At 61.0% G+C, this 25206-nt stretch carries 35 protein-coding genes and 1 pseudogene; 11 read left to right on the top strand and 25 right to left on the bottom strand.

The features are described from left to right. The first annotated feature begins 49 nt into the window (after positions 1–49). Both LDZ28_RS18355 and LDZ28_RS18360 read left to right on the top strand, forming a co-directional pair. On the top strand, positions 50–319 hold the full coding sequence (locus LDZ28_RS18355) for a hypothetical protein (RefSeq protein ID WP_244828424.1): 270 nt from the start codon (positions 50–52) through the stop codon (positions 317–319). Positions 320–611: 292 nt separating this feature from the next. After that, complete coding sequence (locus LDZ28_RS18360) at positions 612–1466, top strand: helix-turn-helix domain-containing protein (protein WP_244828425.1); 855 nt, start codon at positions 612–614, stop codon at positions 1464–1466. 6 nt (positions 1467–1472) lie between these two features. On the opposite strand, the gene LDZ28_RS18365 is transcribed toward LDZ28_RS18360, so the two are convergent. The 3 genes from LDZ28_RS18365 to LDZ28_RS18375 form a co-directional block, all read right to left on the bottom strand. Then, positions 1473–3317, bottom strand: coding sequence for an ATP-binding protein (locus LDZ28_RS18365; RefSeq protein ID WP_244828426.1), 1845 nt, complete (start codon positions 3315–3317; stop codon positions 1473–1475). Positions 3318–3321: 4 nt separating this feature from the next. Beyond that, positions 3322–4959: an ATP-dependent helicase gene (locus LDZ28_RS18370; protein WP_244828427.1), complete on the bottom strand. Its 1638-nt coding sequence runs from the start codon at positions 4957–4959 to the stop codon at positions 3322–3324. An 89-nt stretch (positions 4960–5048) separates the two neighbouring features. After that, entirely contained in the window at positions 5049–5720 is a 672-nt protein-coding gene (locus tag LDZ28_RS18375) for a glutathione S-transferase family protein (protein ID WP_244828428.1), read from the bottom strand. Positions 5721–5859: 139 nt separating this feature from the next. Between LDZ28_RS18375 and LDZ28_RS18380 the strand changes: the two genes are divergently transcribed. Continuing rightward, complete coding sequence (locus LDZ28_RS18380; RefSeq protein ID WP_244828429.1) at positions 5860–6030, top strand: hypothetical protein; 171 nt, start codon at positions 5860–5862, stop codon at positions 6028–6030. 72 nt (positions 6031–6102) lie between these two features. Here the strand turns inward: LDZ28_RS18380 and LDZ28_RS18385 are convergent, their stop codons facing one another. From LDZ28_RS18385 to LDZ28_RS18410, 6 genes are all read right to left on the bottom strand, one after another. After that, positions 6103–6513 (bottom strand): response regulator, encoded by a 411-nt coding sequence (locus LDZ28_RS18385; RefSeq protein ID WP_244828431.1) that lies wholly within the window; start codon positions 6511–6513, stop codon positions 6103–6105. Positions 6514–6890: 377 nt separating this feature from the next. After that, positions 6891–7730, bottom strand: a complete 840-nt coding sequence (locus tag LDZ28_RS18390) for an AraC family transcriptional regulator (RefSeq protein ID WP_244828432.1) — start codon at positions 7728–7730, stop codon at positions 6891–6893. Positions 7731–7966: 236 nt separating this feature from the next. Further along, entirely contained in the window at positions 7967–9229 is a 1263-nt protein-coding gene (locus LDZ28_RS18395; protein WP_244828433.1) for an FAD/NAD(P)-binding oxidoreductase, read from the bottom strand. Then, positions 9226–9483 carry a 2Fe-2S iron-sulfur cluster-binding protein gene (locus LDZ28_RS18400; protein ID WP_244829711.1) on the bottom strand — a complete coding sequence of 86 codons (258 nt, stop codon included), beginning with the start codon at positions 9481–9483 and terminating at the stop codon, positions 9226–9228. Before LDZ28_RS18400 ends, LDZ28_RS18395 begins: the two co-directional genes overlap by 4 nt. A 137-nt stretch (positions 9484–9620) precedes the next feature. Beyond that, on the bottom strand, positions 9621–10760 hold the full coding sequence (locus LDZ28_RS18405) for an FAD-binding oxidoreductase (protein WP_244829712.1): 1140 nt from the start codon (positions 10758–10760) through the stop codon (positions 9621–9623). A 5-nt stretch (positions 10761–10765) separates the two neighbouring features. After that, entirely contained in the window at positions 10766–11716 is a 951-nt protein-coding gene (locus LDZ28_RS18410; protein WP_284507785.1) for a 4-hydroxyproline epimerase, read from the bottom strand. A 213-nt stretch (positions 11717–11929) separates the two neighbouring features. Between LDZ28_RS18410 and LDZ28_RS18415 the strand changes: the two genes are divergently transcribed. Next, entirely contained in the window at positions 11930–12835 is a 906-nt protein-coding gene (locus tag LDZ28_RS18415; RefSeq protein ID WP_244828435.1) for a dihydrodipicolinate synthase family protein, read from the top strand. A 113-nt stretch (positions 12836–12948) separates the two neighbouring features. Here the strand turns inward: LDZ28_RS18415 and LDZ28_RS18420 are convergent. After that, positions 12949–13299: pseudogene (locus LDZ28_RS18420) on the bottom strand (winged helix-turn-helix domain-containing protein); the annotation flags it as partial. Positions 13300–13439: 140 nt separating this feature from the next. Between LDZ28_RS18420 and LDZ28_RS18425 the strand changes: the two are divergent. Both LDZ28_RS18425 and LDZ28_RS18430 read left to right on the top strand, forming a co-directional pair. Then, positions 13440–14303 (top strand): SGNH/GDSL hydrolase family protein, encoded by an 864-nt coding sequence (locus LDZ28_RS18425; protein WP_244828436.1) that lies wholly within the window; start codon positions 13440–13442, stop codon positions 14301–14303. Positions 14304–14482: 179 nt separating this feature from the next. Continuing rightward, on the top strand, positions 14483–15091 hold the full coding sequence (locus LDZ28_RS18430) for a hypothetical protein (RefSeq protein ID WP_244828437.1): 609 nt from the start codon (positions 14483–14485) through the stop codon (positions 15089–15091). Positions 15092–15247: 156 nt separating this feature from the next. Here the strand turns inward: LDZ28_RS18430 and LDZ28_RS18435 are convergent, their stop codons facing one another. From LDZ28_RS18435 to LDZ28_RS18505, 15 genes are all read right to left on the bottom strand, one after another. Next, complete coding sequence (locus LDZ28_RS18435; protein ID WP_244828438.1) at positions 15248–15631, bottom strand: hypothetical protein; 384 nt, start codon at positions 15629–15631, stop codon at positions 15248–15250. Further along, positions 15628–16230 (bottom strand): hypothetical protein, encoded by a 603-nt coding sequence (locus LDZ28_RS18440; RefSeq protein ID WP_244828439.1) that lies wholly within the window; start codon positions 16228–16230, stop codon positions 15628–15630. The genes LDZ28_RS18435 and LDZ28_RS18440 overlap by 4 nt, the downstream gene beginning before the upstream one ends. Then, positions 16227–16538 carry a hypothetical protein gene (locus tag LDZ28_RS18445; protein ID WP_244828440.1) on the bottom strand — a complete coding sequence of 104 codons (312 nt, stop codon included), beginning with the start codon at positions 16536–16538 and terminating at the stop codon, positions 16227–16229. The genes LDZ28_RS18440 and LDZ28_RS18445 overlap by 4 nt, the downstream gene beginning before the upstream one ends. Next, positions 16535–16954 (bottom strand): nuclease domain-containing protein, encoded by a 420-nt coding sequence (locus LDZ28_RS18450; RefSeq protein WP_244828441.1) that lies wholly within the window; start codon positions 16952–16954, stop codon positions 16535–16537. Before LDZ28_RS18450 ends, LDZ28_RS18445 begins: the two co-directional genes overlap by 4 nt. Next, the gene (locus LDZ28_RS18455) at positions 16951–17208 is read right to left on the bottom strand and encodes a hypothetical protein (protein WP_244828442.1); all 258 of its coding nucleotides are present in this window, start codon (positions 17206–17208) and stop codon (positions 16951–16953) included. The genes LDZ28_RS18450 and LDZ28_RS18455 overlap by 4 nt, the downstream gene beginning before the upstream one ends. After that, complete coding sequence (locus LDZ28_RS18460) at positions 17205–17576, bottom strand: DUF4406 domain-containing protein (RefSeq protein ID WP_244828443.1); 372 nt, start codon at positions 17574–17576, stop codon at positions 17205–17207. The genes LDZ28_RS18455 and LDZ28_RS18460 overlap by 4 nt, the downstream gene beginning before the upstream one ends. Beyond that, positions 17573–18232 carry a hypothetical protein gene (locus LDZ28_RS18465; protein ID WP_244828445.1) on the bottom strand — a complete coding sequence of 220 codons (660 nt, stop codon included), beginning with the start codon at positions 18230–18232 and terminating at the stop codon, positions 17573–17575. Before LDZ28_RS18465 ends, LDZ28_RS18460 begins: the two co-directional genes overlap by 4 nt. Beyond that, entirely contained in the window at positions 18232–18741 is a 510-nt protein-coding gene (locus tag LDZ28_RS18470) for a hypothetical protein (protein WP_244828447.1), read from the bottom strand. Before LDZ28_RS18470 ends, LDZ28_RS18465 begins: the two co-directional genes overlap by 1 nt. Continuing rightward, complete coding sequence (locus LDZ28_RS18475; RefSeq protein ID WP_244828448.1) at positions 18741–19301, bottom strand: DUF1064 domain-containing protein; 561 nt, start codon at positions 19299–19301, stop codon at positions 18741–18743. The genes LDZ28_RS18470 and LDZ28_RS18475 overlap by 1 nt, the downstream gene beginning before the upstream one ends. Further along, the gene (locus LDZ28_RS18480; RefSeq protein WP_244828451.1) at positions 19298–20404 is read right to left on the bottom strand and encodes a hypothetical protein; all 1107 of its coding nucleotides are present in this window, start codon (positions 20402–20404) and stop codon (positions 19298–19300) included. The genes LDZ28_RS18475 and LDZ28_RS18480 overlap by 4 nt, the downstream gene beginning before the upstream one ends. Continuing rightward, complete coding sequence (locus LDZ28_RS18485; protein ID WP_244828453.1) at positions 20401–21168, bottom strand: phage regulatory protein/antirepressor Ant; 768 nt, start codon at positions 21166–21168, stop codon at positions 20401–20403. The genes LDZ28_RS18480 and LDZ28_RS18485 overlap by 4 nt, the downstream gene beginning before the upstream one ends. Further along, complete coding sequence (locus LDZ28_RS18490; protein ID WP_244828455.1) at positions 21113–21307, bottom strand: hypothetical protein; 195 nt, start codon at positions 21305–21307, stop codon at positions 21113–21115. Before LDZ28_RS18490 ends, LDZ28_RS18485 begins: the two co-directional genes overlap by 56 nt. 2 nt (positions 21308–21309) lie before the next feature. Further along, positions 21310–21750: a phage regulatory CII family protein gene (locus LDZ28_RS18495; RefSeq protein ID WP_244828457.1), complete on the bottom strand. Its 441-nt coding sequence runs from the start codon at positions 21748–21750 to the stop codon at positions 21310–21312. A gap of 187 nt (positions 21751–21937) precedes the next feature. Next, positions 21938–22111, bottom strand: a complete 174-nt coding sequence (locus LDZ28_RS18500) for a hypothetical protein (RefSeq protein ID WP_244828458.1) — start codon at positions 22109–22111, stop codon at positions 21938–21940. Then, positions 22108–22356, bottom strand: a complete 249-nt coding sequence (locus tag LDZ28_RS18505) for a YdaS family helix-turn-helix protein (protein ID WP_244828459.1) — start codon at positions 22354–22356, stop codon at positions 22108–22110. Before LDZ28_RS18505 ends, LDZ28_RS18500 begins: the two co-directional genes overlap by 4 nt. An 82-nt stretch (positions 22357–22438) precedes the next feature. Between LDZ28_RS18505 and LDZ28_RS18510 the strand changes: the two genes are divergently transcribed. The 5 genes from LDZ28_RS18510 to LDZ28_RS18525 all read left to right on the top strand — a co-directional run bounded on the left by LDZ28_RS18510 (position 22439) and on the right by LDZ28_RS18525 (position 25126). Then, on the top strand, positions 22439–23155 hold the full coding sequence (locus LDZ28_RS18510) for a S24 family peptidase (protein WP_244828461.1): 717 nt from the start codon (positions 22439–22441) through the stop codon (positions 23153–23155). 43 nt (positions 23156–23198) lie between these two features. Continuing rightward, entirely contained in the window at positions 23199–23375 is a 177-nt protein-coding gene (locus tag LDZ28_RS18515; protein WP_244828462.1) for a hypothetical protein, read from the top strand. A 428-nt stretch (positions 23376–23803) separates the two neighbouring features. After that, on the top strand, positions 23804–24250 hold the full coding sequence (locus tag LDZ28_RS18520) for a hypothetical protein (RefSeq protein ID WP_244828463.1): 447 nt from the start codon (positions 23804–23806) through the stop codon (positions 24248–24250). A 244-nt stretch (positions 24251–24494) separates the two neighbouring features. Continuing rightward, on the top strand, positions 24495–24683 hold the full coding sequence (locus LDZ28_RS32870) for a helix-turn-helix domain-containing protein (RefSeq protein ID WP_370652214.1): 189 nt from the start codon (positions 24495–24497) through the stop codon (positions 24681–24683). After that, positions 24680–25126 carry a hypothetical protein gene (locus tag LDZ28_RS18525; protein ID WP_244828465.1) on the top strand — a complete coding sequence of 149 codons (447 nt, stop codon included), beginning with the start codon at positions 24680–24682 and terminating at the stop codon, positions 25124–25126. Before LDZ28_RS32870 ends, LDZ28_RS18525 begins: the two co-directional genes overlap by 4 nt. The last annotated feature ends 80 nt before the right edge of the window (positions 25127–25206 follow it).

The following is a 25206-nucleotide window of genomic DNA, read 5'->3' on the forward strand; positions in this document are numbered from 1 at the left end:
ACCAGACGATAAATCGGGCCGCGCCCGAACATTACTCACATAAGAAAGCATGTTCACACCGAAAGCCTGCACTGCCACTTGCGTACTCGACGGAATGCCCGTCACGCTCACGTACTTCCCTGACACCACACTACTGCGCATCACAGATGCAACCGGACATTGCGTCCGCGAGACGCGCTGGCCCGCGCCGTGGCGCACGCTGCTTGCCACCTTGCGCGAATTCAGTGGACGCGACGCCGAAAGCCAGCTTTCCACGCTGCTCGATGAAATGCCCGTCGCGCAAAAATCCGCGCGCCAAACCGCGCCCGCCTTCGCCTGAAACCGCCGCAACCGATGCCTGTTGCGCAATCGAGCGTCGCGGCTCGCGACGCCGATCCGACGCCCCTGGCGGGTCGATCGGCAACACTTACGCACGCTTCGTAAACCACGATCTTCAATGAGCGCCAACGAACGACGGCAGCAATCGCACGAAAGTAAAATGCAAGCTCATTGTCGATCGTCCGCCGGTCCGTTTTGAGTTCGCTTAGCCGCGCCCTTTACAATGTGGCACTCAGGCGTCTTGCCTCGCGCGAACCGCTTCCTTGTCGACACCCCTCTACGCATTTGGCTGTATGGTCACTGAAACGTCTTCATCGGAATCGCTCGCCGTCGCTGAGCGCGTGCGTGAGCTCATGGCCCGCCACGGTATTGGCAAGCGGCAGCAAACCGCGGAACTGTGCCGCATCCTCGACCTGAGTTTTTCGCAAGGGCACCGCAAACTGCGCGGTAATAGCCCGTGGACGCTCGCGCAAATTCGCAAGGTCGCGGACGCGTTCGACGAAGCCGCGCTCAAGCTCTTCGAACCCATCGACACGCGCGCCGACGAGAGTGAAGGCACGGCGCACGACGCGGTGCTCAAGATCGGCTCGCTGGAAATTCCCTGCATGACGTGGGTCGGAAATGCGCTGGACGCGGGCAGCCGGCCCGACTTCATCGCGCAGAAGCTGAATAACCGCTGGATCGTCTCGCGTCACGAAGGCGTGCTGCTTCACGAAGCGTTCGACGTCCACAAGATCGAGATCCTGCCGCGCCGCGCGGATATCGAGAAGCCGATCATCGCCGTGGTCGACGACGATCACGCTTCCGCCGACAATCTGCACGACTATCTGGAATTCAGCGGCTTCACGGCGATGGCTTACTACGGGCTCGACGCGTTCCACGAAGCGCTGCAAGTGCAGGTGTTCGATGCCGTGGTGATCGACTGGCTGTTCGGCGTACACACGTCAGCCGGCGCCATCCGCGACGTGCGCGAGTCGGACAATCCGGATGCGCCCATCTTCGTGCTGACAGGCGAATTAACCACCGGCAAGGCGAGCGAGTCCGAAATCAGCCAGGTGATTCGCGACTACAACGTGACGTGTTTCGAAAAACCGGCGCGGCTCGGCATTCTCGTCGCGGATCTTTCCAAGCGGCTTTTGCGTAGTTGAGTCCGCTCACGCCGCGCGCCGCCGCACCGTCACGGCGCGGTGCACGGCGCCTTTCAGCACGTCATAGCGCACGGGCTTCAGCAAATAATCGAAGAAGAGAATCGCCGCGCGCGGGTCGACGAGTTCCGGCGCGTAGGCGCTCACCGCGATGATCGGCACGCTCGCGCCCGGCGAAAGGCGCGCACGGTATTCGTTGGCGAACGAGTAGCCGTCCTTGCCCGGCATGTGCAGGTCGGCGAGGATCACATCGGCGTCGTTGGCGCGCAGCCATGCGAGCGCGCTGTCCACATCGGGCATTGCGACTGTCCAATAACCCAGGTGCGTGAGCATTTCCGTTAATGAATCGCGGATCGCTTCGTGGTCGTCGATCACGAGGACGCGCGATCTGCCGCTGGCGGGCGTTTCTATTGCTTCATCGCGCGGCTCCGGCAAGTAGTCCACCGATACCGCCGGCAGACTCACGCGAAACGCCGCGCCCTGCCCGACTTCGCTCGATACCTCGATCGTCCCGCCCAGCAAATTCACCAGGCCGCGCACGACCGCGAGACCCATGCCCGCGCCGTCGAAGCGCCGCGTGCTGGACGAATCCAGTTGCGTGAACTCCTGAAAGATGAGCGGCAATTGTTCGCGCGAGATGCCGGGTCCGGTATCCACCACGGAGATGTCGAGGCGCTTGTCGGCGCGCACGAAATGCACGTCGATGGAACCTGCCTCCGTGTATTTGACGGCGTTGGTCACGAGGTTGGTCACGATCTGCCGCACGCGATGCGGGTCCGATTCGAGCGGCCCGCGCGCGCCTTCGAATCCGCCGCGTAACGCAAGACCTTTCGCGTTGGCCGCGGGCGTGTTGGCATCGACGATCGAATCGAGCAGTTCCGCGGGATCGAACACGGCCATGCGCAGTTCGAGCTTGCCCGCGCCGAGACGCGCGTAGTCGGTGAGATCGCGCATCTGCGCTTCGAGATGGCGCGCGCCTGCTTCGAGCCGCTGAATGATCTTGCGATCCGCCTCGGCGCGCAGATTCAGCCCGAGAAGCTCGACCGACGAGACGATGGCGTGCAGCGGCGTGCGCAGTTCGTGGCTGATCATGCCGAGGAACGTGTCTTTCGCGACGCCCGCCTCGCGCGCGGCGCGGGTCGCCTGATGCTCGGCGCTGAGCGCGGCGCGTTGCTGCTCGATGAGACGCGTGCGCCGGTAGCCGTTGAACAGCAATAGCGCCGTGGCCGCCGCCGATAAAAGCCCAAGCAGAATGCCACCGTAGATCAGATACGTGCGCTTCTTTTCGAAGTCGCGCACCACGGAATCGCGCCCGACGATTTCCATCAGACGCCGGCCGCTCGCGAGTTCCGCGACGGCGGGCGCGTTCTGCCGCAACACGCCGATGGTGCGCAGCGTGCGTTGATGGTCGGCGCGCAATGCCTCGACATCGGTTTCGACGGAGCCGAGCGCGGTATCGATCTGCCGGAGAATTTCCTGCTGACGATTGCGCAGCGTGTCGTGTCCGGCGAGCAGATCGTTCGATTCCGCGACCTGCTTCAGCCGCGCGCGTAGCTGCCGGTAGCTTGCGCGCACGGCATCGGCGTCTTCATCGATTCCGCCACGGAACAGCAGCACCTGGCTCTCGAAACGCTCGTAGTCGATCTGAAATTGCGCCGCGTCCCAATAGAGACCGTCGTAAGGCAGCGCGAAGCGATGCGAATCGCGCGCCAACAGCCCCGAATACAGCATGTAGCCGACCGCGCCGATAGGCGGTGCCACCGCGAGCACGATCAGCGCCGCGTACCAGAAACGGCGAAACCACGGCCTTCCGGGCATGCCGGGCGCGGCAGGTTTGGCGGCTATGACGGACATTGCTTTATGGCAGCGTTTCGATGGCGGCTGCCGCCCGCTCCGACGCGACCACGATCAGCTTCATGGTCGCGCGCGTCGCGCCGACGAAGACTTTGCGCGCGGCTTGTTCATCGAGCACGTCGAAGTCGACTTCGGTGAGGATCACGCACGGCGCGGATTGTCCCTTGAAGCGATAGATCGATTCGAGCAGCACGTCGCCCTCGCGATATTCTGGATTGCCGAACAGATCGTACGTGCCGGTGAACGCGCGCAACCGATGCGGCCCGAGATGATCGACGGGCGTGAGCGCCGAACCCTCGCGCCCGCGAAACGACAGCACCGCGATGTCCTGCTTGCGAAAGCCGAGCGAGAGCGCCTGCGTGATGGCGCGCTTGGTCGCCTCGATCACTTCGTCGGAATGGCCGTTCTCGTAGGTGGCGATAGTCACGTCCGAGCCATCGAACGGACTGCCCGCATCCAGCCGCGCGCCCGGACCGACGATCTTGCGGATGAAGCCCAGAAGATCGCGCGGACTGCGGTAATTGGTCGTCTCGCGCAGAATGGTCCAGCCAGGCAGCGGCACGGGCTCGCGCAGATACAGGTTCTGCATCGGATCTTCGAGCCACCACCACGCGCCGTCCGGATTCAGCAACCGTTCCAGCGGTTCGACCCATCCCGGCTGAAAATCCTGCCCTTCGTCAACGATCAACACATCCGTCTTCCAGTGCTCGGGCACGGGCACGGCGGCGAAGCGTTCTTCGAGCGTCGCGAAGACATCGGGCTGGGAGAAGTCGGGCGGACTGCCGGCATCGCGCGCCACCGAGGCGCTCAGCTGATGATAATTCGCGATCCTCGCCTCTTTCGGCGCAATCGCGCGGATATGATCCGCGAGCGGCCGGTTGAAGCATACGTACAGCACGCTCTTGCCCGCCGCGAGCGAGTCACGCATGACGCGCACGGCGAGTTGCGTCTTGCCCGCGCCGGCGGTTGCGATCACGCGCAAGCGAAACGGCGAAAACTCCAGCCGGCGCGCCCATGTCGCCAAACCGCCTGAAAGGCGCGTGACGAGCGTGTTGGCTGCGCCGACGAGCGCGTTGGTATCGGGCGTGAGCGAGAGTTCATCGGCGAGAAAGTGATGGATGCGCGCGGCCGACTCGAAGCGCGGCTCGTCGGGCGGCAGAATCTCCAGCACGACTTTCGGCAGTTGCGCCTTGCGGCTTGCATCGACGATACGTCCGGGCGGCACGCCGGCAATGGCCGCGTCCTTCACCGTGTAGTCGGGGCAATACAGCAGTTCCTCGATGCGATACGTTCCCGCGCCGAACGCCGCCGTGAAGCGCCGGTGCAGATTTTCCAGCGTGCGCGCGAGTTGAATGGCGACGTTGCGTTCCTTCTGCAAGTAGACCTTCACGAGCCCCGCGCTGGTCTCGCGCAGGAAACCGGCTTTCTGCTCGATCATCAGCACGCGGCCCGATGGCGCGACCACCACGAAATCCGCTTCGCCGAAGACGGAGAAGCCTTCGTTGACGCGCGTCCAGTGCACGCCGTGATACACCGTGTAGTCCTCGGGCAGCTTTTCCAGCAGCGCGAGCGTTTCGAGCTCGCGGGCCGCTGCGCCGGTTGCTTCCAGGTTCTTCCAGTCGTCGGGAACGATTCGAGCCATGCTTGCCTTGGAGCTTGGTTGCATCTGCGATGAAGTCGCGCTTCATTGTACGCAACGGCGCGCGCCGAAGCGTCGGGCGCTATCCGACGCTATCCCGCGAGATCGTAACGGCCGCCGCGCTCGAGGGCACGCTGATATGCAGGCCGCGCGTGAATGCGTTCGAGAAACGCGCGCACATGCGGCAGGCTCTTCGCGCCCGCGCGCTGACTGCCGGCTTCGAGTGGAAAGCTCATTTGCACGTCGGCGGCGCTGAAGGTGTCGCCCGCGAACCATTCGGACTTCGCGAGTTCGCTTTCGATATAACCGAAGTGCAGCTTCAATTGCGGATCGATGAAACTGGTCTGCATGGTCTGCGCGATCCGGCGGCCGATCGGCTTCACGAAGAACGGCATCTTCGCGCTGCCGATGCGCAAGGCCACGAGCTTGAGCAGCAACGGCGGCATGGCCGAGCCTTCGGCGTAATGCATCCAGTAGTTGAAGCGCACGCGTTCCGGCGATGCGCCATGCGGCGGCGAAAAACGCCCTTCGCCGTAGCGATCGACGAGATACTCGAGAATGGCGCCCGATTCGGCAATGGTCTGCGCGCCATCCGTGATGACCGGCGACTTGCCGAGCGGATGCACGGCGCGTAGTTCGGGCGGCGCGAGCATGGTGTTGCGATCGCGCTCGTAACGCTTCAGCTCGTACGGGATGCCGAGTTCTTCGAGCATCCAGAGGACGCGTTGCGAGCGGGAATTATTGAGGTGATGGACGGTGAGCACGCTGTTGCCTCGTATTGTTATCGTGAGCGTTGGTATGCGACTTGCAAGCCGACACCACGCGAGCATACGTCGAAGGATAATGTCCGCGCGCCCGAGGGCGCATCTCTTTCACACGCACACAGGGACAACAGGAGAAACCGTGACGCTGATCATTTATCTGGTGGGCTGGCTGATTTTCATCGGCGGCGTAGCGTGGGGGCTCGTTGCCATGCACGTGTCGCAACATACGATCGCCATCGTAGCCGTCATCCTGCTCGGCATCGCCGTCATTACCGGCGCAACGCGCGCCCGCAATCGCGACCGCTCGTAGCCGCTTATCGCCTGCCTTTTCCCGCTGTCTTGCGCTTGCAGCCGACGCCGCTCGCGCAAGACAAACGCGAATTCAAGTCACCACACGTGCCGACAGCGCGTCTTGAATCAGCGCCACCAGTTCATCGGGATGCGCGGGCTTCGTCATGAAATGCTGGAATCCTTCGCCGATACTTCGTAATCGGTATTCGTCGCCGTCGTGTCCTGTCAGCGCGATGGCCACGGAAGGCGGGAGATTGCCCCGTATTTCGTGGTCGCGCAAACGTTGCACGAGGTAGAAACCGTCCATTCCGGGAAGGTCGAGATCGCATATCACCGCATCGGGAAGATTCCGGATCGCGGCTTCCGCGCCGTCTTCGGCGTCGGCTACGGCGATCACATCGGCGCCTTCTTCTTCCAGCAAAATTTGCAGTGATGCCCTGCTTTCGGGATCGTCTTCGACCAGCACGATCCGCGTGTGCCCCAGTCTTGCTACTTCGTTCATGATGTTCTTTTCGACTGCCTAAAACGGAATTCTCGCGCACGGTCTCCACGGCTCGCCGCTCCTGACTGCCTGGGCAACCTTGCGTCGACTGCGCGCACCAAGCATACGTTGACAAGAAAACGCGGCGGGAATTCCGAACGCACCGTGTTCTATGCTGCGCGTGCACCGGTGCGGAATGCCGCGCAGTATGTCTCGCGCCGGAACAACGGGGGTAATGCCGGTCTCGGCGCACCGAAATCGAGCAAGAACCGGACCGGTCTGCGGCGTCGCCCGCAGACCCTTGACTGGTGGCGGTTTCAGCGTTTTTCTAGTGGCGCACCGGCCGGTAAAGCCGCACGACCGTGTAATTAAAACCGCAGCCATGCCCCGATTTCTCGTCAGACATTTAGGTTCGCGGCGGAATCGGGGCGCGTGGAAGACGGCTGCGGCGCCTGCGACGTCTGCAACAGCGCGCGATATTCCGTCGGCGTAATTCCGACCGTCGCCTTGAACTGCCGCGTAAAGGCGCTGTGATCGGTGTAGCCGCATAACGCTGCCACGTCCGTCACCTTGTTGTCGTTCGAGACGAGCAGTGCGGTGGCGGCATCGAGCCGCGTCTTCAGCAATACCTGGCGCGGTGTCAGGTGAAAGACCTTGTGGAAATATCGTTCGAGCTGCGCGATCGACATGTTCGCCATCTGCGCGAGTTGCCGCATGTTGAGCGGCTGCACGAAATTTTCCTGGATGTGCTGCACGACCGCCGCGAGCCGGCTATAGGCCGGATGCGTGCCTTCGGCCGCTTGCAGATCGCGCGAAATACCCGCGAGACCCACGATTTTGCCCGTCGCATCGTGCAGCGGCTGTTTGCAGGTCATGCACCAGCCGGGCTCGCGGCCGGGATACAGATGCAATTCGAGTTGATCGATGAGCTGAGTGCCCTGCGCGATGATCGCCTGATCCTGCGCCGTATAGATGCGCCCGAAGCGGCTCGGAAAAACGTCCTCGGCGGTTCGGCCAAGCAGCGCGGACTTGTCGTCCTTGTGGCCGCAGCGGCGCGCGAGCGTGCGGTTGACCATCGCGTAGCGCGCGTGGCGATCTTTCACGAAGAACACGATGTCGGGCATCGCGTCGAACACCGGCGCGAGCAGCGCGAAGTGCGCGAGCATGGCGCCGAGCGTCGATGCAGGCGAGGCATCGGCTGCGGATTCTTCGTCGGGAAGGCCGGGCGAGGTTGGCATGCGTTTTCGGTTGGGCTGACTTTGAACGCGATGCGGGTGATTATAGGAGCGCGTGCATCGGGACAAAATTGAGCGTGGCGTCTGTCTCGCATGGCGGCTCATGCGTGAGCGGGCGTCGGTTCTTGAAGTTGGCGTTGGCGTTGGCGTTGGCGTTGGCGTTGGCGTTGGCGTTGGCGTGAAGCGTATCGCGGCACGGCTTCATCACGCTAGTACGCGGTTCATCGGCCGCCAAGACCTCAATCCACCGCGCCTTCGTCGAGTTCCGCCATCAATGTACCGATGCGAACCGGCGCGAACGGTGGACGCGTCATCGGGCGTTCCCAGCCGAAATACACCGACGCCGCCTCGCCGCAAATACGTCCCTGGCACGCGCCCATGCCGCAGCGCGTCTGCAGTTTCGCATCGCGCCAATTGGCATGCGCCGCGACGTCGCCAAAGCGCACGTCCTCGCAGCGGCATATGAGCGTATCGGCGGATGGCGGCGTGCGTGCGGCAACACCCAGCTCGAAAGCGCGCTCGACGCGCCCGGCAAACGCACGCCAGCGCCTGCACTCGCGCACGAGACGCATGTCGATGGCGAGCCCCAGCGCCGCGCGCGCCGCAATCAATCCTTCGACGCGCGCCAGTTCCATGCCGCCGATGCCCGTGCATTCTCCGGCGGCGAACACCGCATCGAGCGAAGTGCGCTGAGTGTCGTCGATGCAAAGGGCGGCGGTATCGGCGAATGCGCAGCCTAGCGCCTGCGCGAGCGTCGTATTCGGCACGAGCCCGTAACCGCACGCGATGCGATCGGCTTCGATGATTCGCTCCCGACTGCCAGTGCGGATCGTGACCGCTTCAACGCGCTCACGCCCGTGCGCCTTCACGACGACACCGCCCGTCCGATAGCCAGCCGTCCCAAGCGCCATGGCCTGCGCGAGCTTCGCGGGCGTCACCGCAAGTGACGCGACAAAACGCGCAATGCGCCCAAAACGCGCCTGCTCGATGACCGCGAGAACTTCGGCGCCGTGACGGCGCGCGGTATCGGCGGCGGCGAGCAGTAGCGGACCGCTTCCCGCCACCACGACGCGCTGCCCGCGCACCGGCATCCCGCTCTTGATGAGTGCCTGCAAGCCGCCCGCGCCCGTGACGCCGGGCAACGTCCAGCCCTCGAACGGCAACAGACGCTCGCGCGCGCCGGTCGCGAGAATCAGCTTCGACCAGGCGATTTCGAGCGATGCCGTCTGCTGCTCCAGCAGGAGCCGCTTGTCGCCGGAGACGGCGGCCACTTTGGTCGAGCTCAAGCGTGTGAGATTCGGACGCGTGGCGATATCGGCGAGCCAGTGACGAAGTGGATCGGCGAGCGCTGCCTGCGGACCCTGCCGCCAGATCTGACCGCCGGGACGCGGGTTATCGTCGATGAGCGCGACCCGCGCGCCCGCGCGCGCGGCCTCCTGCGCCGCCGCGAGCCCCGCCGGCCCCGCGCCGACGATCGCGATATCGAACATTTCGGGCGTCATCGCGGCGTCGCCATCGTCTGGATGACGAGGCCTTCGTCACACAACGTCTGACAGCCGAGCACATGCGCGCGGCCCGCCACGGCGACGCGGCACTCCTGGCAGACGCCCATTCCGCAGAGCGCGGCGCGCGGCTCGCCCGAAACGGAGCGGCGCGTGCCTCCGATCGAGCGCATCGCGAGCGCGGCGGCGATGGTGGTGAAAGCGGCGACGTCGAGCGCTTCACCGTCGATGAAGATGCGGACGGTTTCAGCCATCTGGACGATCTTGTAAGAGCGCGAGTGGACCCGGCGCTTCGCCGTCGATGGCGACACGCCCGGCAGCAATCGTCGAGGCATTCCTGCTTGCAAGCTTGCGAAGCCAAAGCGGCCACGCAAGCGGCAAGCGCGCGCTCTCAACCATCGACAGGCTCCCGCGCAAACCGCTGCGGCGAAAACGCAGCCGAGTAAGGCGCTTGCATCGCGCCGAGAATCTGATCCGCCAGCAACGCGGCCGTGCCGAGCGAAGTCGTGACGCCCAACCCTTCATGCCCGGCCGCAAGCCACAACCGATCGCCCGCATACCGCGCCGGGCCGATCAGCGGCATGCCGTCCGGCGTCGCCGCGCGCAAACCGGTCCACGCGCGAATCGCGTTGAGCGCGCCGATGCCCGGCAAAAACCGCGACGCGCGTCTGAGCATGAGCGCGAGCACGCGGGCATCGATGGCCGGATCGACATTGCCGAACTGCCGCGAAGAGCCGATCAAAATCTGTCCCGTCGGCCGCGGCTGCGCGTTGAACGCCACCGACACGCCGCGCGCGTGATGCGCGCTCTTGATATACCCGAGTTCCGCCACCTGATGCCTGATCGTGCCCGGATAACGATCCGTGATCAGCAGATGTCCCTTCTTGGCTTCGAGTGACACGCCATCGATCAACTCCGCCGCCGCAATCCCGTTGGCGACGACCACATGCGCCGCGTGACACCGCTCGCCGCCGCGAAGCGTGATGCTCGCGGCGCTGTCGGTCGCGGCGACGCCAGCGACCGCGCAGCCGGTGACGACGCGAATGCGCGCGGCGCCTTCGGAGCACGTCAGCAGCCATTGCGCGGCTGCGGGCGCATAGACGATGGCGTCGTCATCGACGAGAACGCCGCCTCGCAGCGCGTGACTCAGCGATGGCTCCGCCTCGCGCAAGCCGGTCGCATCGAGCAAATGCGCGCGCACGCCGCCTGCCGCGAAGGCATCGTGCATGGTTTGCGCCGCGTCGAGTTCCTCGTCGTCTTCGGCGGCCCAGACGGTGCCGCATCGCACGAAGGCGTCGCGTTCGCGCAAGTGCGGCGCGAGCGCCAGCCACAAGTCGCGCGACGCGCGGGTCAGCGCGAATTCGGCGGCGGAATCGTTCATCACGACGATATGCCCCATGCCCGCCGCCGTCGCGCCGCCGCCGATACCCCGCGCATCCACGACATCGACCACAAGCCCGCGCGCAGCCAGTTCCGCCGCGCACGCCGCGCCGACGATGCCCGCGCCGACGACGATCACATCCGCCGACATGTGCGTCACGCGGCAACGCTCGCCGGAATGCCGCGCGCGAACGGATCGCGCTCGTCGAACACGAGCCGCCCTTCGCCCATGACGTGCGCAAAGCCGGTGATCGTCGGCACGATCTCGCCTTGCGCGTGCTCGTAACTCGCCTCGAACACGCTGCCGATGATGCTTTCCTGCCGCCAGATTTCGCCCGGCGCGAGCAATCCGTCCGCCGCGAGACACGCGAGCTTCGCGCTCGTGCCGGTGCCGCACGGCGACCGGTCGTACGCGCTGCCTGGGCACAGCACGAAGCTGCGGCTGTCGATGCCCGTCGAAGGCGAATCCGCGAACAGTTCGATATGGTCGATGTACGCTCCCGCCGCGCCCGTTATGCCCTGCGCCTGCAGCGCTTCGCGAATCGCATCGGAAAATGCCGTCAACTCCGCGATACGCGCGCCGTCGAGCGTGCGTCCGTGGTCCGCGACGAGGAAGAACCAGTTGCCGCCCCACGCGACATCGCCCGTGAGCGGACCGTAGCCAGGCACATCCACCGTCACCGCGCGCCGATGCCGGTATGCCGGCACATTGCGCACGCTGACGCTGCCGTTCGGATTGAGCGTGGCATCGACGGGACCGACGGGCGTATCGATACGATGCCGCCCCGCCGCTATCCGTCCCGCATGCGCCAGCGACGCCACGAGCCCGATGGTCCCGTGCCCGCACATGCCGAGATAGCCGACGTTGTTGAAGAAGACGACGCCCGCAGTCGCGGTGGGGTCGTCGGGCGCGCAGAGAAGCGCGCCGACCATGACGTCGGAGCCGCGCGGCTCGGTGACGATGGCGCGGCGCCAGTCGTCGAAACGCGTGCGAAACGTCTCCAGCCGTTGCGCGAGTGTGCCGTCGCCCAAGTCCGGACCGCCCGCGGTGACGAGGCGGGTCGGCTCGCCGCCCGTATGCGAATCGATGATGTCGATGGTTTTCATGCCGCCTATCCTAAAAATGCGCGCGGCAGGCGTCTTGGAGCGGCTACGCGATTTCGATGACGATATCGGCATAACCCGTACTCGCCCGATGACGCTCGCCGGAGCCCGCGCGCGCTGTGCCGAAATCGGCACGCACCGCGCGCGAAACGCGCAAGACGCCCTGTTTTGCCGTGCTTAAACTGCACAGCGTTCAAACATTTTCGGAGAGCCGCCGTGTCGCATATCTGGGGAGGCGTGATGCCCGCCGTCACCACCAAGTTCAACGCCGATTTCAGCATAGACCGCGCGTGGACGAAGAAGAACATCGAAGCGCAGATCGAGGCTGGCGTGGACGGCATCATCGTGTGCGGCTCGCTCGGCGAAGCTTCGACGCTTTCGCTCGACGAAAAGCTCGACGTGCTCGATATCGCCGTGGACGCGGCGCGCGAACGCGTGCCGGTACTGCTGACCATCGCGGAAAACAGCACGCTCGACGGCTGCCGCCAGGCGGCGCGCGCGGCGAGCCGGGGCGCGAAAGGCTACATGGTGCTGCCGGGTCTGCGTTATATGTCGGATCGGCGCGAGACGCTCAACCATTTCCGCATGGTCGCGGATGCAAGTCCGCTGCCGATCATGGTCTACAACAATCCGCTCGCGTATGGCGTCGATGTCACGCCGCGCATGTTCGCGGAACTGGCCGAAGACAGCAAATTCGCGGCGATCAAGGAGTCCAGCGGCGACGTACGGCGTATTACCGACCTGATCAACGAAGTCGGCGACCGCTATGCGCTCTTTTGCGGCGTCGACAATCTGGCAATGGAAGCCATGCTGATGGGCGCGCACGGTTGGGTGGCTGGCCTCGTGTGCGCGTTTCCGCGCGAGACCGTGGCGATCTACAAGCTTTTGCAGGCGGGACGCATGGAGGAAGCGCGCGCGATTTACCGCTGGTTCGCGCCACTGCTCGCGCTCGACGTGTCGCACAAGCTCGTGCAGAACATCAAGCTCGCGGAAACGATCGTCGGCCTTGGCACGGAGCCGGTACGCCCGCCGCGACTTCCGCTTGCCGGCGACGAACGCAAGGAGATCGAAGCGCTGATCCGGCAAAGTATCGAAACGCGGCCTGAATTGCCGCGGTTCTGATTTCGCCCATCACAGCGATGCCGTCTCGCGACGGAATCCAATATGTGAAAGCGAGAGTCTTTCAAGGCAAACGCAAAAATGCCGTCTCGCGACGGCATTTTTACTTGGTGCTTTTAGGCAGCAATACGGGCATGCTCGGGTTCGACCCGCTCGTCGCCGGTTTCCTCGCCATCGCCATACAGATGCAACAGGCGATAACCGCTCTTGTACACCGGCTGCAGGCGGAAGTGATTGACCGGCTCGATTTCCAGCGCCAGACGCAGACGCGACACGTGACTGTCGATAGTGCGCGTGGTTTCGCGGAACTCGCGACCCCAGACCATCGCGAAAATATGATCGCGCGACAGCACGCGACCGATATTCGAGAAGAACAACTGGGCGAGGCGGAATTGCGTGCCGCTCAACTGCACCGGACGGCCGCGCACCGTGACGGCTTGCTGACGCGAGTCGAAGCGATACGGCCCGCGAATCGCCTTCAAACCCAATAACAGCAAGGACTTCAGGCCAAAATGCAGCCCCCAAAACAGGGCTGAAAACGGCCTGACTCGTCCTAATGGAATCAATCACTTACTGGCGGTTTTGAACAGCCGCTTAGATAGCGGGGATGACCGCTGCTAAAATTCGTCTGGGGAAAATAATGAACGGAAAAATTATGAAAGGTATCATCGCGTCCTTGGCCGGGATGACATTGATTGCATGCGCTGGATGTGGAGGCGGCGGAGGATCGGGAGTGGACAGCAAAACATCTGCGCAGGCCACTCAGGTCAGTAATTCTCCGTGCTTTATCAGTGACCCAACCGCCTCTCCTGCATGCATCGTTGATGGCAAAGTGCTTGCTCGGTCCATCGTCCAATATGGCGATGATTCTCGCCTGAAGGCTGTGCTTGCGAAAGCGCAATCTGGGCAGCCCATTGTGATTGGTGCTATCGGAGGATCAATCACGCAAGGAGCCTGGGCAACGACTGCCCAGAATACATACGTCGGCCGGGTATTCGGCTGGTGGCAAGCGTCCTTTCCGCAAAGCCAAGTGACGCTGATCAATGCAGGAATTGGCAAGACGAATTCTAAGTACGGAAACCAGCGAGTTCAGCGCGACCTGCTCCAATACAACCCCGATTTCGTGATAATCGAGTTTGCGAATAACGATGCGCCAACGCCCGACTTTCAAGAGAGCTACAGGCAACTTGCGCAGACAATCATGAACGCACCAAGCCATCCTGCTGTGATTATGCTGTTCACGATGGCGAGAGACGGGAGCAACTCGGAAGACAACCAGATCCCGATAGGTAAAGAGCTAAATCTTCCCATGGTTGCGTTGCGTGAGGCCGTGTACCCGGAAGAGCAATCTGGCCAGCTCAACCCCATCGATATAACTGCCGATGAAATCCATCCGAATGACTTAGGGCATCAGATCATTGCGCAGATAGTCGCTTATCGAATTCTATCGGCGCAGCACTCGACGAACTGATCAGCTTCCGCGATATAGGTCCTGAGCGGGCGCGACTGTGACGGTCTGCGTGCGCGGCGGAGGAACGCAAGTGACGGCGCGGCCCGAATATGGTTGTGCGTTCTGGGTGCGTGCGACAGGGCATGACGATAGCGTACAAGTTTCTCCGTTAAGAACAGATAACTTTTCAGAGCATGACGATGAAAGCTTCTGAGGTGGTCGGACAGATCAAGGCTGCTGTTGATGAATTTGCGCAAACCGGAAACTCAGCAATTCCGGTGCAGAATATGCAGATGTACCTCGACGGTTTGCTTAAAACGACTCAGGAACGAGAGTCTAGTAATGCTCCGATCTCGGAGGCCCAGGCGCAGCATCAGTTGGAGATTTGGAAAACCCAGCTAGTCGCTCGGTCAGGCATGACTGTAGAGATGTTCAAAGCGGTGGTTGAGGCAGGCCAAACAGCTCTTAAATCCGCTACCTTGCTAAACGGAGGCGCCGCTGTTGCGATGCTAGCTTTCGTTGGCAACGCGCTTACCAACTTACGCGAACCAGTGAGAACGACGCTGTTGACATCAGTCGGGGGCGCCCTTTTCATTTTCATGATTGGTGCAGGATTGTCTGGCGTGTCGACGGCTGCTAGATATTTATCCCAGGCTTGCTACGCAAATGCCGCCGAGCAAAACCCTGCGCCCTATTGGATGAAATGGGGAATGGCTCTTCAATGGGCGTCGATCGCGTTGGGAGTCGGTTCGTTCGCGTCCTTCTTCGCCGGCGGCTGGACTGCATATAGATCGATCGTGCGCCTTTGATCGAGCCAGTCTGTCTACCGCGAGGATGTACCGATCTGCCAGCCGCAATGGGCGATTCCCATTTTCAAGTTCGCGCTCACCTGGTCGAGAAAGCCTCTCGACATGGCCTGCACATCTGCATCGGTCGGCGTCTCGGGCTTGAAATACAGGCAGGAGTTATCCACGACCCGGGTCGGTCCCGGCACTTCCTTGACCTGCACCGGGGTTGTCTGCGCTGGAGCCGTGGAGCAGCTTGAGAAGATCAGCGCGAGCATCGGCATCGTCAAGACGACTCTGACTGTTTTCCACATCGGTTCTCTCCTGCGCGGCGGTGGCCGCAGTCTTCGACGCATCGGCGTCAGCTTGAGCGTCTGCCATTTCGCGGGCATCGAGGTTGTCTTCGGCAACTTGCTGCTGTGCCTTGGCGGCCGCCACGGCCGATTGCGCCTGCTGCTTCGTATCGGCGACCTTCACCTTGGCGTTCATGTGCGTGAAGAGTGCCCACGCGCCCATCAGGCCAGCGAAGATCCACGGCCCAAGTTTCATCACGAGTTCGATCATTTCCCGTCCCTCATCATGTTGGCGAGGCGCAGCGCGCGGCCCGGCTTGGCGGCAGTGCCGACTCCAACATCCGTCGCCCACTTCGAATCGAGCATCTCGAGCGCGGCCGTCGAATAGTTCGCCGTGCGCGTCGCCGCGAGCATGTTCGTGAATCCGAGCAGACGGCCGATACCCATGTTGAAACACATGTTCGCGATGACTCGCTGCCGCACGTCATCGAGCGCGCGCCACCACGACAGGTTACGGTCCAGGTCGACGTACACGTCGTCGAGATCGTCTTCGAGCAGCTGATCGACCTGTCTGTCCGATAGCGGATAAGTCCACCCGGCCGGCAGCGGCTTCGCTAGCAGGTTGTGCCCGACTCCAGTCGTCGGAATACCCTTCGAGTCGAGGTACCGCGTGTATCGCACGCCCTCGTCGCGCCGCAACTCGTCGACGAGAACCATCTCGTTCTGCGGCGTCATCGTCGGCAGCTTGGACGACAACGATGCCGCAGGCGCAGGTGGCAGAGGAAGCGGCTCAGGTGTTGGCGAAGGCTGATAGCCGCCGCCCTGCTGCTTAGGCTTGAATAGCGCGAGAACAGCGTCAAGCAAGCTCATCTTTGAGCCTCGCTGTCTGTCGGGACGCGGTGCAGCGACGTATAGCGGATCGCGATGAAGCTCAGACCGAAGAGCGTGTATGCAATCCACTGCTGGACGTTCTGCGGAATGACGTCGCGCAGCTCGTGCGGCATGCCGGACCACGCCTGAGCGATGAGCGGTCCGGCGCCGGCGAGCGCGGTGAACGCTGCGCCAGCGATGACGGTGCCGCGCTTATGCAACTTCTGCCACCCATCGGCGAGCGTGAGACGCACTTGAGTGAACGGGATTATCCGCACCGTCAACTTCTTGGGCTGCATCGTGTTCATGCTGCTTCGTCCTTTTTCATACCCAGCTTTGCGGCACGCACTGGATTCCAACGCTCGTATGCTCCATTCCAAAAACCGCGTTTGTGTTCGCGTTCGAAACGCTTTCCTTGGTCATATTCAAAATGGCACGCCGGGCACGCTGGGACGGTGTAGACATCGGGAGTCTTCAGACCCATGCCCTTGCCCTCGTTTCGATGCGCCGGGACCGTGGTGTCCGGATGGCTTTTGCATATGCCCGGCAGCCGCATGAAGCAGGGCTCACCGCGACACGCGTCGCGCATACGCTTGTCGTCGCCTGCCTTCGGTTTGCGCGAGCGCTTCTTAATCGCCGAGCGGCGCAGTGCGGTCGCCCGATCGGCAAGCGGCCACGCAGGGCGCTTCATCGGCGTCTTGCGCTGGATAGATGAGCGCTTCACTGTTTGCTCTCCAACAATTCCGCTCCGGCAAAGGCCTCGGCAATCGCATCCGAGCCATCTTTGCCTTCGCTGTCGCGCCAGTACCCGTCATAGAGGTAGCCGCCGTCGGGATGATTGACGCGGATGTACCATGCGCTCTCAGCGTCATCTCGCTGGACCCAAACGTGATGCCCGCGCCAGTAGCCGGATACGCTGTCGGGCTGCTCATCAAACTGAGCGCCAGCACGTAGGCGCTGAATCGGAGTGCGCTTCACAATTGCACCGCGACCGGCGCGTTGATAACGCCGAGCACTGACACGTCGAGAACCGGTATATCGCCCGACAGACCGACAAGACACCGTGCGGGATACACCGTCATGCGAAGCCCGCGAGCAATCGCGTGCTCAAGCGTGGCGCCAGGCGAGTTTTCCCAGCCCGGCAGCAGCGCGATGCCGTCGCAGTCGACGAGCTGCTTGATGTCCGCACGCATGCACGACAGCCAATCAGGATTCGGGCCAACATCGATTTCCGCAGGGCTGATTACGCGGAAGCCCAAGGCACGAAGACGCGCCGCTTCCGCGTGGAACGCGGGGAAATTCAGTTCCGGATAGCCCGACATCGGGCCGGCGATATAGAGCTTCATGAGGCCACCTGTTGGGCGATGGTTGAAAACGGGTTGTGGCCGTGCCGCTTCAGTTGCTGACGGAAGCGCCACTCACGGCAGGCTTGACTGGCCGATTTGCGCGGCGGCTTCACTGCGTCATCGGCTTTACCGACCATCCAACGCGCAGTCAGATTTCCGTACTGGCTCATGCGCTGATAGCCTGCAATGTGAAACGCTCTGCCGTGGCGGCGGCGAAGCACCGTCTCGATACCGTGAAACGAATGTCCGGTGCGCTCGACCATCTCCTTGATCGTCAACGGAATCCCTTCTTCGAGAATCGCAGCAACGACGCTTTCGAGATGCGAATAGCCGGTGCGCCCGAGCTTCTTCTTTCGGTAGGTCAGGCCAAGGCGTTGCGCTTCGGCGCGCGCGGAGTCGTACGAACGGCCAGGCAACTGCTTCAAGCCGACCTTGATGGACTGTTTGCCGCGCCAGATCTTGGCGAGAATGGCCTTTTCTTCTTCGCTCCAAAACCGCTCATTAGCGATAGCCATCCCGTACTTCGATGCCTTCGACTTGGCAGAGTGAAATGTGCGGCCTGGAAGCCGATGCATGTTTTCGGAAAGGCATGCTTCAGCGTCGTAGATCTCGCGCAGCACAGCCTTTTCCTCGTCGCTCCAACGCTTGCCGCCCATTACGCAGCCTCCAGCTCGAAGCGCTTTGTCAACGCGCCACGCTTCACGCGAACGACCTGACGCGACTCGACGCGGCGCAGCGATTCGCCGTTCGCACGGGTGTATTGCAGCTTCGTGACCGTCTCCAGCAGCTGCTCGAACAACTCGATGCCAGCGTTCACCGCAGGCAAGCCACCCGTGCCGAACACGAGCCGCGCGCGAGTGTTGAAGTTCTCAGCGCACTCGATCATGGCGTTCTGGGCGGCGAAGATCACGTTGATGCCGATCTCGCGATTGCCAGCGTCCTCGCAAAGGATCTGGGCAATGTTGAGAGCGTTCGTCACCGTATGCCAGGCGTCCTTCTCGTTCGTGCCGCGCGACAGCGAGAACGCGGCAGCATGCACCGCAGTTAGGATCGACGTGCGCGTATTGGCATCGAGTGGCTCAGATCCGTTCGAGATGAACGAGATGATGTCGGTCCGCTTCGACTTCGGCATATAGCGCTTGCGCGGTTTCTTGGTCGTGCCCATCAGATTTCCTTCACGGAGATGTTGTGCACCGCGAGCATCTGCTTACGCTTCTGGATGTAGGTGCGGTTCTTACGCGTCGCGACAGACTTCACGTCTTCGACGACTTCCTTGTCGGCATCGACGTCGAAATAGACGAAGTCGGCGACGTACTTCGATGCCCGTTCCCATGAACCGTCGTCGCGCTGCTTGCGAGCGGTGAGGACATACGGGACCTGCAAGCGCAGATCACGGATGCGGCCGGCGGCTTGCAATTGGATAAGGTGGAACCAGCGCGAACGCTCTTTCTCGCTGTCGAACTTGATGCCGTTGTGCTCGCACTTGGTGTTGCGGTACTTCGGGCGTTTCTTCGCCGGCGGCGGCATCAGCGGCGCATCCGCGAACGGGTCATATCCGGCGGCGATGTCGTCGAATTGGCTCGCGGGCTGGTTTCCAGTGCGGCGCATAAGTTCGCGCTGTGCGTAGCTCGCGCCAACCGTTCGGTCTTCGCGCACGCGCGCCGTGCCGACGTTCTTTGTTCCCTCGGGCACGTACATCGGCCAAGGAGCGGATCGCTTGGTCACGCAGCCTCCTGATTGCCGTTCTTGTCGCGCGGCACGTCGTTGAAATACGCGTAGAGCTGCTCGTAACGCTCTTCGCTCTCACGACCGACCGTGCGCAGCATGTCTTCCATCCATTCGCCAGGGCCGGCCGCCTTGAACACGCGCGCCTTAAAATGTGAGAAGTTTTCGGTGGCCTGCTGCACCACGGCCAATTGCTTGCCGCGCGTCTCGATGCCGGTCGACGTCTTCCACCAATCCGAAGCGATAGCCACGCCGCTATTGGCAGCCGCGCCGCCGCTTTCCGGCTTCAGAAGGAAAAGCCCCGTCCATCCGCGAAACGCGGATTCCTCGACCGTGACTTCAGGCGTCTGGCCGGCGGCAGCGAGCTTCACGAGCTTCTTGATCGACACAGCTGCGGCAACGTGCGTCCACGGAATGTCGGCTTGCTTTTCCTTTGCTTCGCGGTGCTCGCACCACATGCCCCAGACGTCTGCAGAGATGAGTTCTGGCAGTTCAAGCTTGCGAAGCTGTTCATGCAACGCAACTCGCGACGAAGGTCGCGCCAGTTTCTGATCTAGGTTCTTCTCTTTCTCTACTAATGCAATCTTGGTGTCGAAATTTGGAGGGGCTTCAGGTGAAATTTCACCCCCTTCAACGTGGGATTTGGAGGGGCTTGAGTTGGGATTTGTAGGGGCTTGAATATTGGAGGGGCTTGAAATTTCACCCCCCTTAGAACGTCGGGCTTTGGAGTGGGATGCTTTTTCACCCCTCTTCGCGACGTACTCTTCGAGCGTCGGCGGGCTCAACGAGATCGTCTTGCCATTGCGCGGATCCACGCTCTGCACGATCGTCGCGCCAATCGGAGCCAGCATCTGATAAATGATGATGCTCTGCGTGCGGCCTAAGCGCTTGTCCGTCTCGAGCAAATAGCCGAGCTCAATTAGCTTGCTACGCGCGCGGCGGATCGTCTGGATGTTCAGCTCGGTGTCCAGTTCGAGCTCGTCGTTCGTGACCCACGTCGAATAGTCTTCGGCAGCCCAATTCGCATAGGTCTTCAGGAGCGTCTTAGCCGACGAATCGCCAACGCGCTGACGCTTCGCCCATTGGTGTGCGTAGCCGCTCACGCTGTCACCTCAGCACTGTATTTGCGCTGCAGATAGACCTGACCACGGCCCGTCACGACAGTCTTGAACGTGGGATGCGGTTCCTTCGCCTCGTCGATCCATACGCTTTCGATCACGCGAAAGAGGCCGCGATCCTTGTAGATCTGATACGGGAGGTTGTCCGCCATCAGGATGTGATCGGCACGCAGGCGCGCGTAGAAGCGATTGCGGCCGATGCCGAGCACGGCAGCCATCTGGCTCATTGTGATCGTGTCGGACGTGTTGCGGACGGCCTTGGCGAACTCGACGGCAGGCGCTTGCTCTGCGACAGCGGCTTCGAGCGTCAGCACTCGCTCCGTGTATTGCAACAGGGCGCCGCGCAAGAAAGCTGGGTCGTTCAGATCAATCGCAGGTTGCGCTGCGCGCGCTTCGAGTTCCTGCCAGCGCTTATTCACGGCATGACGATGCGCCAGGCTGTATCCGGTGACCAGATCAAGCGTCGCTTGGCGGGTCAATGCGAAACAGGGAACAGTGCGACCACTCGCATCCTCGTAGCTGCTGCCACGAACAAGCTCAGCCGCTTTTTCGGCTGAGTAAGTTTGACCGTAGAAGTCGGCGAGCTTGCGGCAATCGACCATGACATGCGAATGACGTTTCTCGCAAAGATTGGCGATTTCAAGACTCGACATGGTCGGAACAGCATTGAGAGCGAGTGCGTTCATTGAAGACTCACAGGTCGTTGTCATGCCCGCACGGCAAAGAACCGTCGGCGTTTTGCTTTGCACCGCACGCGATGCAGATTTTCTTTGGCTGCTGCGCGCGATCGCGCTCTTGCCATTCGGCAGTGAGCGGACCGTCGAACATGCGGCCTGTCGTGATGAAGTCGGGGAATGCCATGGGGATGAAGTCAGGGCTGGTGCTCATGCTCATTCCGCCATGCCGCGCAGGCGCGCGCTGATGCCGAAGAGAACTGCGGCGTGTTTGAAGATGGTCTTGTCGACGCGCTCGACTTCCTTCTCTTCGACGCGGCCGTCGGCGAGCGTCTTGCAGATTTCCTTGCCAACGTCGCCGTGCGTGGCCCACGCCTCGCCCATCAATTCGACGATGGCAGCGTCATTGCAGTCTTCGACGCGCGGAGTCTGGACCAGCGTGAAGCCGAGTTCGTGAGCGATGGCTTCTGCAATACGCGAGTCGCCGGTGATCTGCGACATACGCACGGCCTCAGCAAGCGTGAGGTGATGCGTCGTGTTGTTCGGATTGACTTTGTTGCGGAGGATGTTCGCGGACATTCCGACGCGCGGCGCGAGCGACTCGGCACCACCGGGATAGTCATGTGCGACAGCGTACGCAGCATCAGCAATGTTCAAGGCATTCTCCAGACAGACGTATTTACTTGAAATTCAATCAGTTACAGTGGAGTCGTAGGTAAATAAAACAGACTCAACGGGGTAACAAAAATGACCACAAAAACTGGCGCGGCTGACCACGACGCCGTTAGCACTACGAACCACAGACTGGTGAGCTCCACACTCGAACCAGCAGTTACGGCGTTGCCTACCTCGTTGCTTTGGCTGGTCCTGCTGACTCCGCTTTCAGTTTGCGGATCTGCAGGACCGCTTTCTTACGCATCTCATCTAGAAACGGTTCCGGCAAGTTTTTCGAAACCAGATCAAGCAACATCGCACGGACCTCTTTCTGCTCAGCAGCGGTAAGCGGCGCTTCGTTCATGCTGTAGCCGCCATTTTTGCTTTGCCGGTGTTGCGGAGAAACGACCAACGCACCTTGGGACGAAGATCCTCGCAACGCACCGCGCCGCAGCTGTGCTCTTCGATGTTGATGCAGAGCTGCACATCGAACTTCTGAGCAACGCTGATCGCCTTGCGTAGATAGCCCAAGGACGTTCCGCAGGCGCGGGCAAACTCCTCCTGCTTCTCGGGAGTCATCGAATTGAGGTATGTGCGTAGCTTGTCCATGCCTCTATATTACTAGACGGTAATGGAAAGTCAATACCATTCGGAGATTTACCTTACGGTAATGTCCGCGAATAATATAGGCATGACAGTCATAGACAATCGCCGCGCGCGCCTGGCGCAACTGATAGAGCAGTACGGCTCGCAAGCCGAGTTCGTCCGCCAGACCAACGAGAATCAAGGTGAGATTTCGTCTCTTCTGAAGAACAAGTCCTTTGGAGAGAAAAAAGCAAGGAAGCTGGAGGAGAAATTAAAACTTCCTTCCGGATGGCTTGATGAAGCGCCTACTTCAGTGAAAAATGGTCTGACGGATGGGAGAGCATCCGTAAGCATCCGCCCCATCGTCGGGTGGGATAACGACCAAGAACTAGGCGAAGAGTACGTTTTGATCCCGAGGCTTGAAGTGAAAGCGTCCGCCGGCAATGGCCGGATCGTTTGGGAAATCGACGAGAAAGGACAGCGGCAGGCATTTCGCAAAGCTTGGCTTTTGCGTCTGGGTTTGGACGCAGAGAACGCCGCGACCATTGTCGCAGAAGGCTCCAGCATGGAACCGCGCATAATCGACGGCGACTCTTTAGTCTTGAATTACAAGGCGACAGAGCTGGTCGATGGCAAAGTCTACGTGCTTGCTTATCAGAATGAAGTATATGTAAAGCGCCTTTTTAAGAAACCAGGCGGCGGGCTGAGTATTCGCTCAGACAATGCTGATAAAACGCGCTATCCGGACGTCGACATTGCGGCTGACGAAGCGGCTCATGTGCAGATCATCGCGCGGGTCGTCGGCGTTAGCGGCGCAATGTAAATCGCCGAGCTTGAAAGAAGTACGCCAATAAGAGAGAAGAACCTTGATCCCGGACATCGGCCTCATGGTGGGCCTATACATCATCACGCGCATGATAGTGCTGGTCGTCGACAAAGGCCAGAAAAGCGTCTCCCGCTTGTTTGCTGCTGGCACCATTCTGGTCGCACTGATCTGCATCGTTGACCTGATGTCGAAAAGCGGCCCAACGCCGCATCTTTAGACGAGGAGATCATGCTCCGAAAAACGATGCTCATCGGTTTGATCGTAGCGTTAGGTGCGTGCGCCACCGCAGACGAGGTTAGAACGAAGCCGCCTGTTTTTACCGGAAAGACTGCTCTTCCGACTAGCGAATACGCCGGATGTGTTCAGCAAGGATGGCAAGACGCCGGCGCTGATGCCATCACTTCGATTCCGACGAAGGACGGCGTCACGCTTACACTGCGCGGCATTGCTGGGTACGACCTCCTGCTCGACAACCGATCGGGCGCCGTCAGTATGTATGCTCGCCTCCCTTACGGGTACGCAAAATTTGTCGACGTGGCACGACGCTGTCTATGACGTGTTTGGTGCAGTAGCGAACATTGCTGGGGCAAAGTTAAAGTTCGGGCTTGAACTACCGATAAATGAATTTATATACTGTGTGATATAGTGCCTGACCTTTACGACGGCAACCATCTGCACGCTGACCTACGCCTCATACGAGCCGAATGGGGCGAGAAGCAGGCAATAAAAATCGAGGCTTTCCTCGATGAGTTGGGCTCGAACGACGACGCCATGTGGGCATTGATGCAGCGCAAGCAGGTGCGACAATTCGAGCGACCGTTTTTCAACTCGTGTGCGATTGAGTGGATGCTCGAAGATGGCTATAACATGTACCGCCTTCGTCCGATTCGGCCAATGTCGGAATACAGGGTGTTATACGCATTTGACGCAGAGCACGAAGAGTTTCATGTATTAGCGATAGTCCGGAAAAAGCCACGCACCGCCCCCGACTATGACCAAAGGAAATTTTACGACTATGAGCGAGATCACCGTATTAGCATTCGCGTCCTCGACGAGTACGACGACCTCGGGTTTCCGCGTATTGGTCAGTAACTCCTCAAGTTCAGTCGGTGCCGTGTCCCCTAAGACGAATGAGCTCACGCCTGTTCGGAAAGGACCGGAGCGCCGATCTGCGCGCACTGGTAAGTTGCCGCGGACGACTTACAACGCCTTGCGAGAGCAGTCCAATCCTGACTTCGCAAGGCGTATTGCAGAGGCGCGCCGGGAGCTGGCGGATGACCTTTACCCTGATCAAAACTGCGTCGCAAAGATTCGCCTACAGTCGGGCCTGTCGCAAATGCAGCTCGCTAACCGGGCCGGCATAACACAGCCTCACTTGGCAAAGATTGAGGCAGGCAAGCTTTCCATCAAGCTTTCAACTGCGGTCTCCCTTGCAGATGCGTTGGGTGTGCGGCTTGACGCGTTGAGGCCACTTGTTTCTTCGGAAACGAAGTCGCACGCGCAGGTATCGATAAAGAAGCTATGAGATTCGATAAATTTGTTTTTGCGCAGTTCTGTGACGACATTCGCTTCGAGGTCGGCAACAAAACGACTCTTGCCGGTTTATATTCAGGCGAGATCGCGTTTCCTGCCTTCCCAGCATTGCTTCCGAAATTAGGATGCGCAACGACGATAGTCTGGCCCAGCAACGACCCTCCACTGAAAATTGAGGCGAAGTTGATGATCGGCGATGAGGTCGGCATGTCTGAGCGACTACCTGATGGGGCGCTCAGCCAGTTCATTGAAATGGCAAAGAAAAAGGAAAACAGTGAACCGCTAGAGAGGATCGCAGTGAACCTGAACTTCATCGTCTCCCCCGTAAACTTCGCGGCCGAGACTACGATAAAGATGCTCGTTTACATTGACGGAGAAGAAGTCGAGGCTGGAAGGATAAAGGCTGTTATTGCACCTGCGCCCCCATCTGTCTGAATTACATCTCACTTCGACCAGACCCGCTTCGGCGGGTTTTTTATTGCCATAAGCCCCGCGAACGTTGCCTAGATACAACG

The organism is Caballeronia sp. TF1N1 (genome assembly GCF_022878925.1).
Taxonomy (GTDB): Bacteria; Pseudomonadota; Gammaproteobacteria; order Burkholderiales; family Burkholderiaceae; genus Caballeronia.

What these genes read in the sequence shown, in the direction of transcription:
- LDZ28_RS18355 (WP_244828424.1), top strand. Translation starts at nt 50, where the DNA reads ATGTTCACACCGAAAGCCTGCACTGCCACTTGCGTACTCGACGGAATG.
- LDZ28_RS18360 (WP_244828425.1), top strand. Translation starts at nt 612, where the DNA reads ATGGTCACTGAAACGTCTTCATCGGAATCGCTCGCCGTCGCTGAGCGC.
- LDZ28_RS18365 (WP_244828426.1), bottom strand. Translation starts at nt 3,317, where the DNA reads ATGTCCGTCATAGCCGCCAAACCTGCCGCGCCCGGCATGCCCGGAAGG.
- LDZ28_RS18370 (WP_244828427.1), bottom strand. Translation starts at nt 4,959, where the DNA reads ATGGCTCGAATCGTTCCCGACGACTGGAAGAACCTGGAAGCAACCGGC.
- LDZ28_RS18385 (WP_244828431.1), bottom strand. Translation starts at nt 6,513, where the DNA reads ATGAACGAAGTAGCAAGACTGGGGCACACGCGGATCGTGCTGGTCGAA.
- LDZ28_RS18390 (WP_244828432.1), bottom strand. Translation starts at nt 7,730, where the DNA reads ATGCCAACCTCGCCCGGCCTTCCCGACGAAGAATCCGCAGCCGATGCC.
- LDZ28_RS18395 (WP_244828433.1), bottom strand. Translation starts at nt 9,229, where the DNA reads ATGACGCCCGAAATGTTCGATATCGCGATCGTCGGCGCGGGGCCGGCG.
- LDZ28_RS18400 (WP_244829711.1), bottom strand. Translation starts at nt 9,483, where the DNA reads ATGGCTGAAACCGTCCGCATCTTCATCGACGGTGAAGCGCTCGACGTC.
- LDZ28_RS18405 (WP_244829712.1), bottom strand. Translation starts at nt 10,760, where the DNA reads ATGTCGGCGGATGTGATCGTCGTCGGCGCGGGCATCGTCGGCGCGGCG.
- LDZ28_RS18410 (WP_284507785.1), bottom strand. Translation starts at nt 11,716, where the DNA reads ATGAAAACCATCGACATCATCGATTCGCATACGGGCGGCGAGCCGACC.
- LDZ28_RS18425 (WP_244828436.1), top strand. Translation starts at nt 13,440, where the DNA reads ATGACCGCTGCTAAAATTCGTCTGGGGAAAATAATGAACGGAAAAATT.
- LDZ28_RS18430 (WP_244828437.1), top strand. Translation starts at nt 14,483, where the DNA reads ATGAAAGCTTCTGAGGTGGTCGGACAGATCAAGGCTGCTGTTGATGAA.
- LDZ28_RS18435 (WP_244828438.1), bottom strand. Translation starts at nt 15,631, where the DNA reads ATGATCGAACTCGTGATGAAACTTGGGCCGTGGATCTTCGCTGGCCTG.
- LDZ28_RS18440 (WP_244828439.1), bottom strand. Translation starts at nt 16,230, where the DNA reads ATGAGCTTGCTTGACGCTGTTCTCGCGCTATTCAAGCCTAAGCAGCAG.
- LDZ28_RS18445 (WP_244828440.1), bottom strand. Translation starts at nt 16,538, where the DNA reads ATGAACACGATGCAGCCCAAGAAGTTGACGGTGCGGATAATCCCGTTC.
- LDZ28_RS18460 (WP_244828443.1), bottom strand. Translation starts at nt 17,576, where the DNA reads ATGAAGCTCTATATCGCCGGCCCGATGTCGGGCTATCCGGAACTGAAT.
- LDZ28_RS18465 (WP_244828445.1), bottom strand. Translation starts at nt 18,232, where the DNA reads ATGGGCGGCAAGCGTTGGAGCGACGAGGAAAAGGCTGTGCTGCGCGAG.
- LDZ28_RS18470 (WP_244828447.1), bottom strand. Translation starts at nt 18,741, where the DNA reads ATGGGCACGACCAAGAAACCGCGCAAGCGCTATATGCCGAAGTCGAAG.
- LDZ28_RS18490 (WP_244828455.1), bottom strand. Translation starts at nt 21,307, where the DNA reads ATGAGCACCAGCCCTGACTTCATCCCCATGGCATTCCCCGACTTCATC.
- LDZ28_RS18500 (WP_244828458.1), bottom strand. Translation starts at nt 22,111, where the DNA reads ATGAACGAAGCGCCGCTTACCGCTGCTGAGCAGAAAGAGGTCCGTGCG.
- LDZ28_RS18505 (WP_244828459.1), bottom strand. Translation starts at nt 22,356, where the DNA reads ATGGACAAGCTACGCACATACCTCAATTCGATGACTCCCGAGAAGCAG.
- LDZ28_RS18510 (WP_244828461.1), top strand. Translation starts at nt 22,439, where the DNA reads ATGACAGTCATAGACAATCGCCGCGCGCGCCTGGCGCAACTGATAGAG.
- LDZ28_RS32870 (WP_370652214.1), top strand. Translation starts at nt 24,495, where the DNA reads ATGCAGCTCGCTAACCGGGCCGGCATAACACAGCCTCACTTGGCAAAG.
- LDZ28_RS18525 (WP_244828465.1), top strand. Translation starts at nt 24,680, where the DNA reads ATGAGATTCGATAAATTTGTTTTTGCGCAGTTCTGTGACGACATTCGC.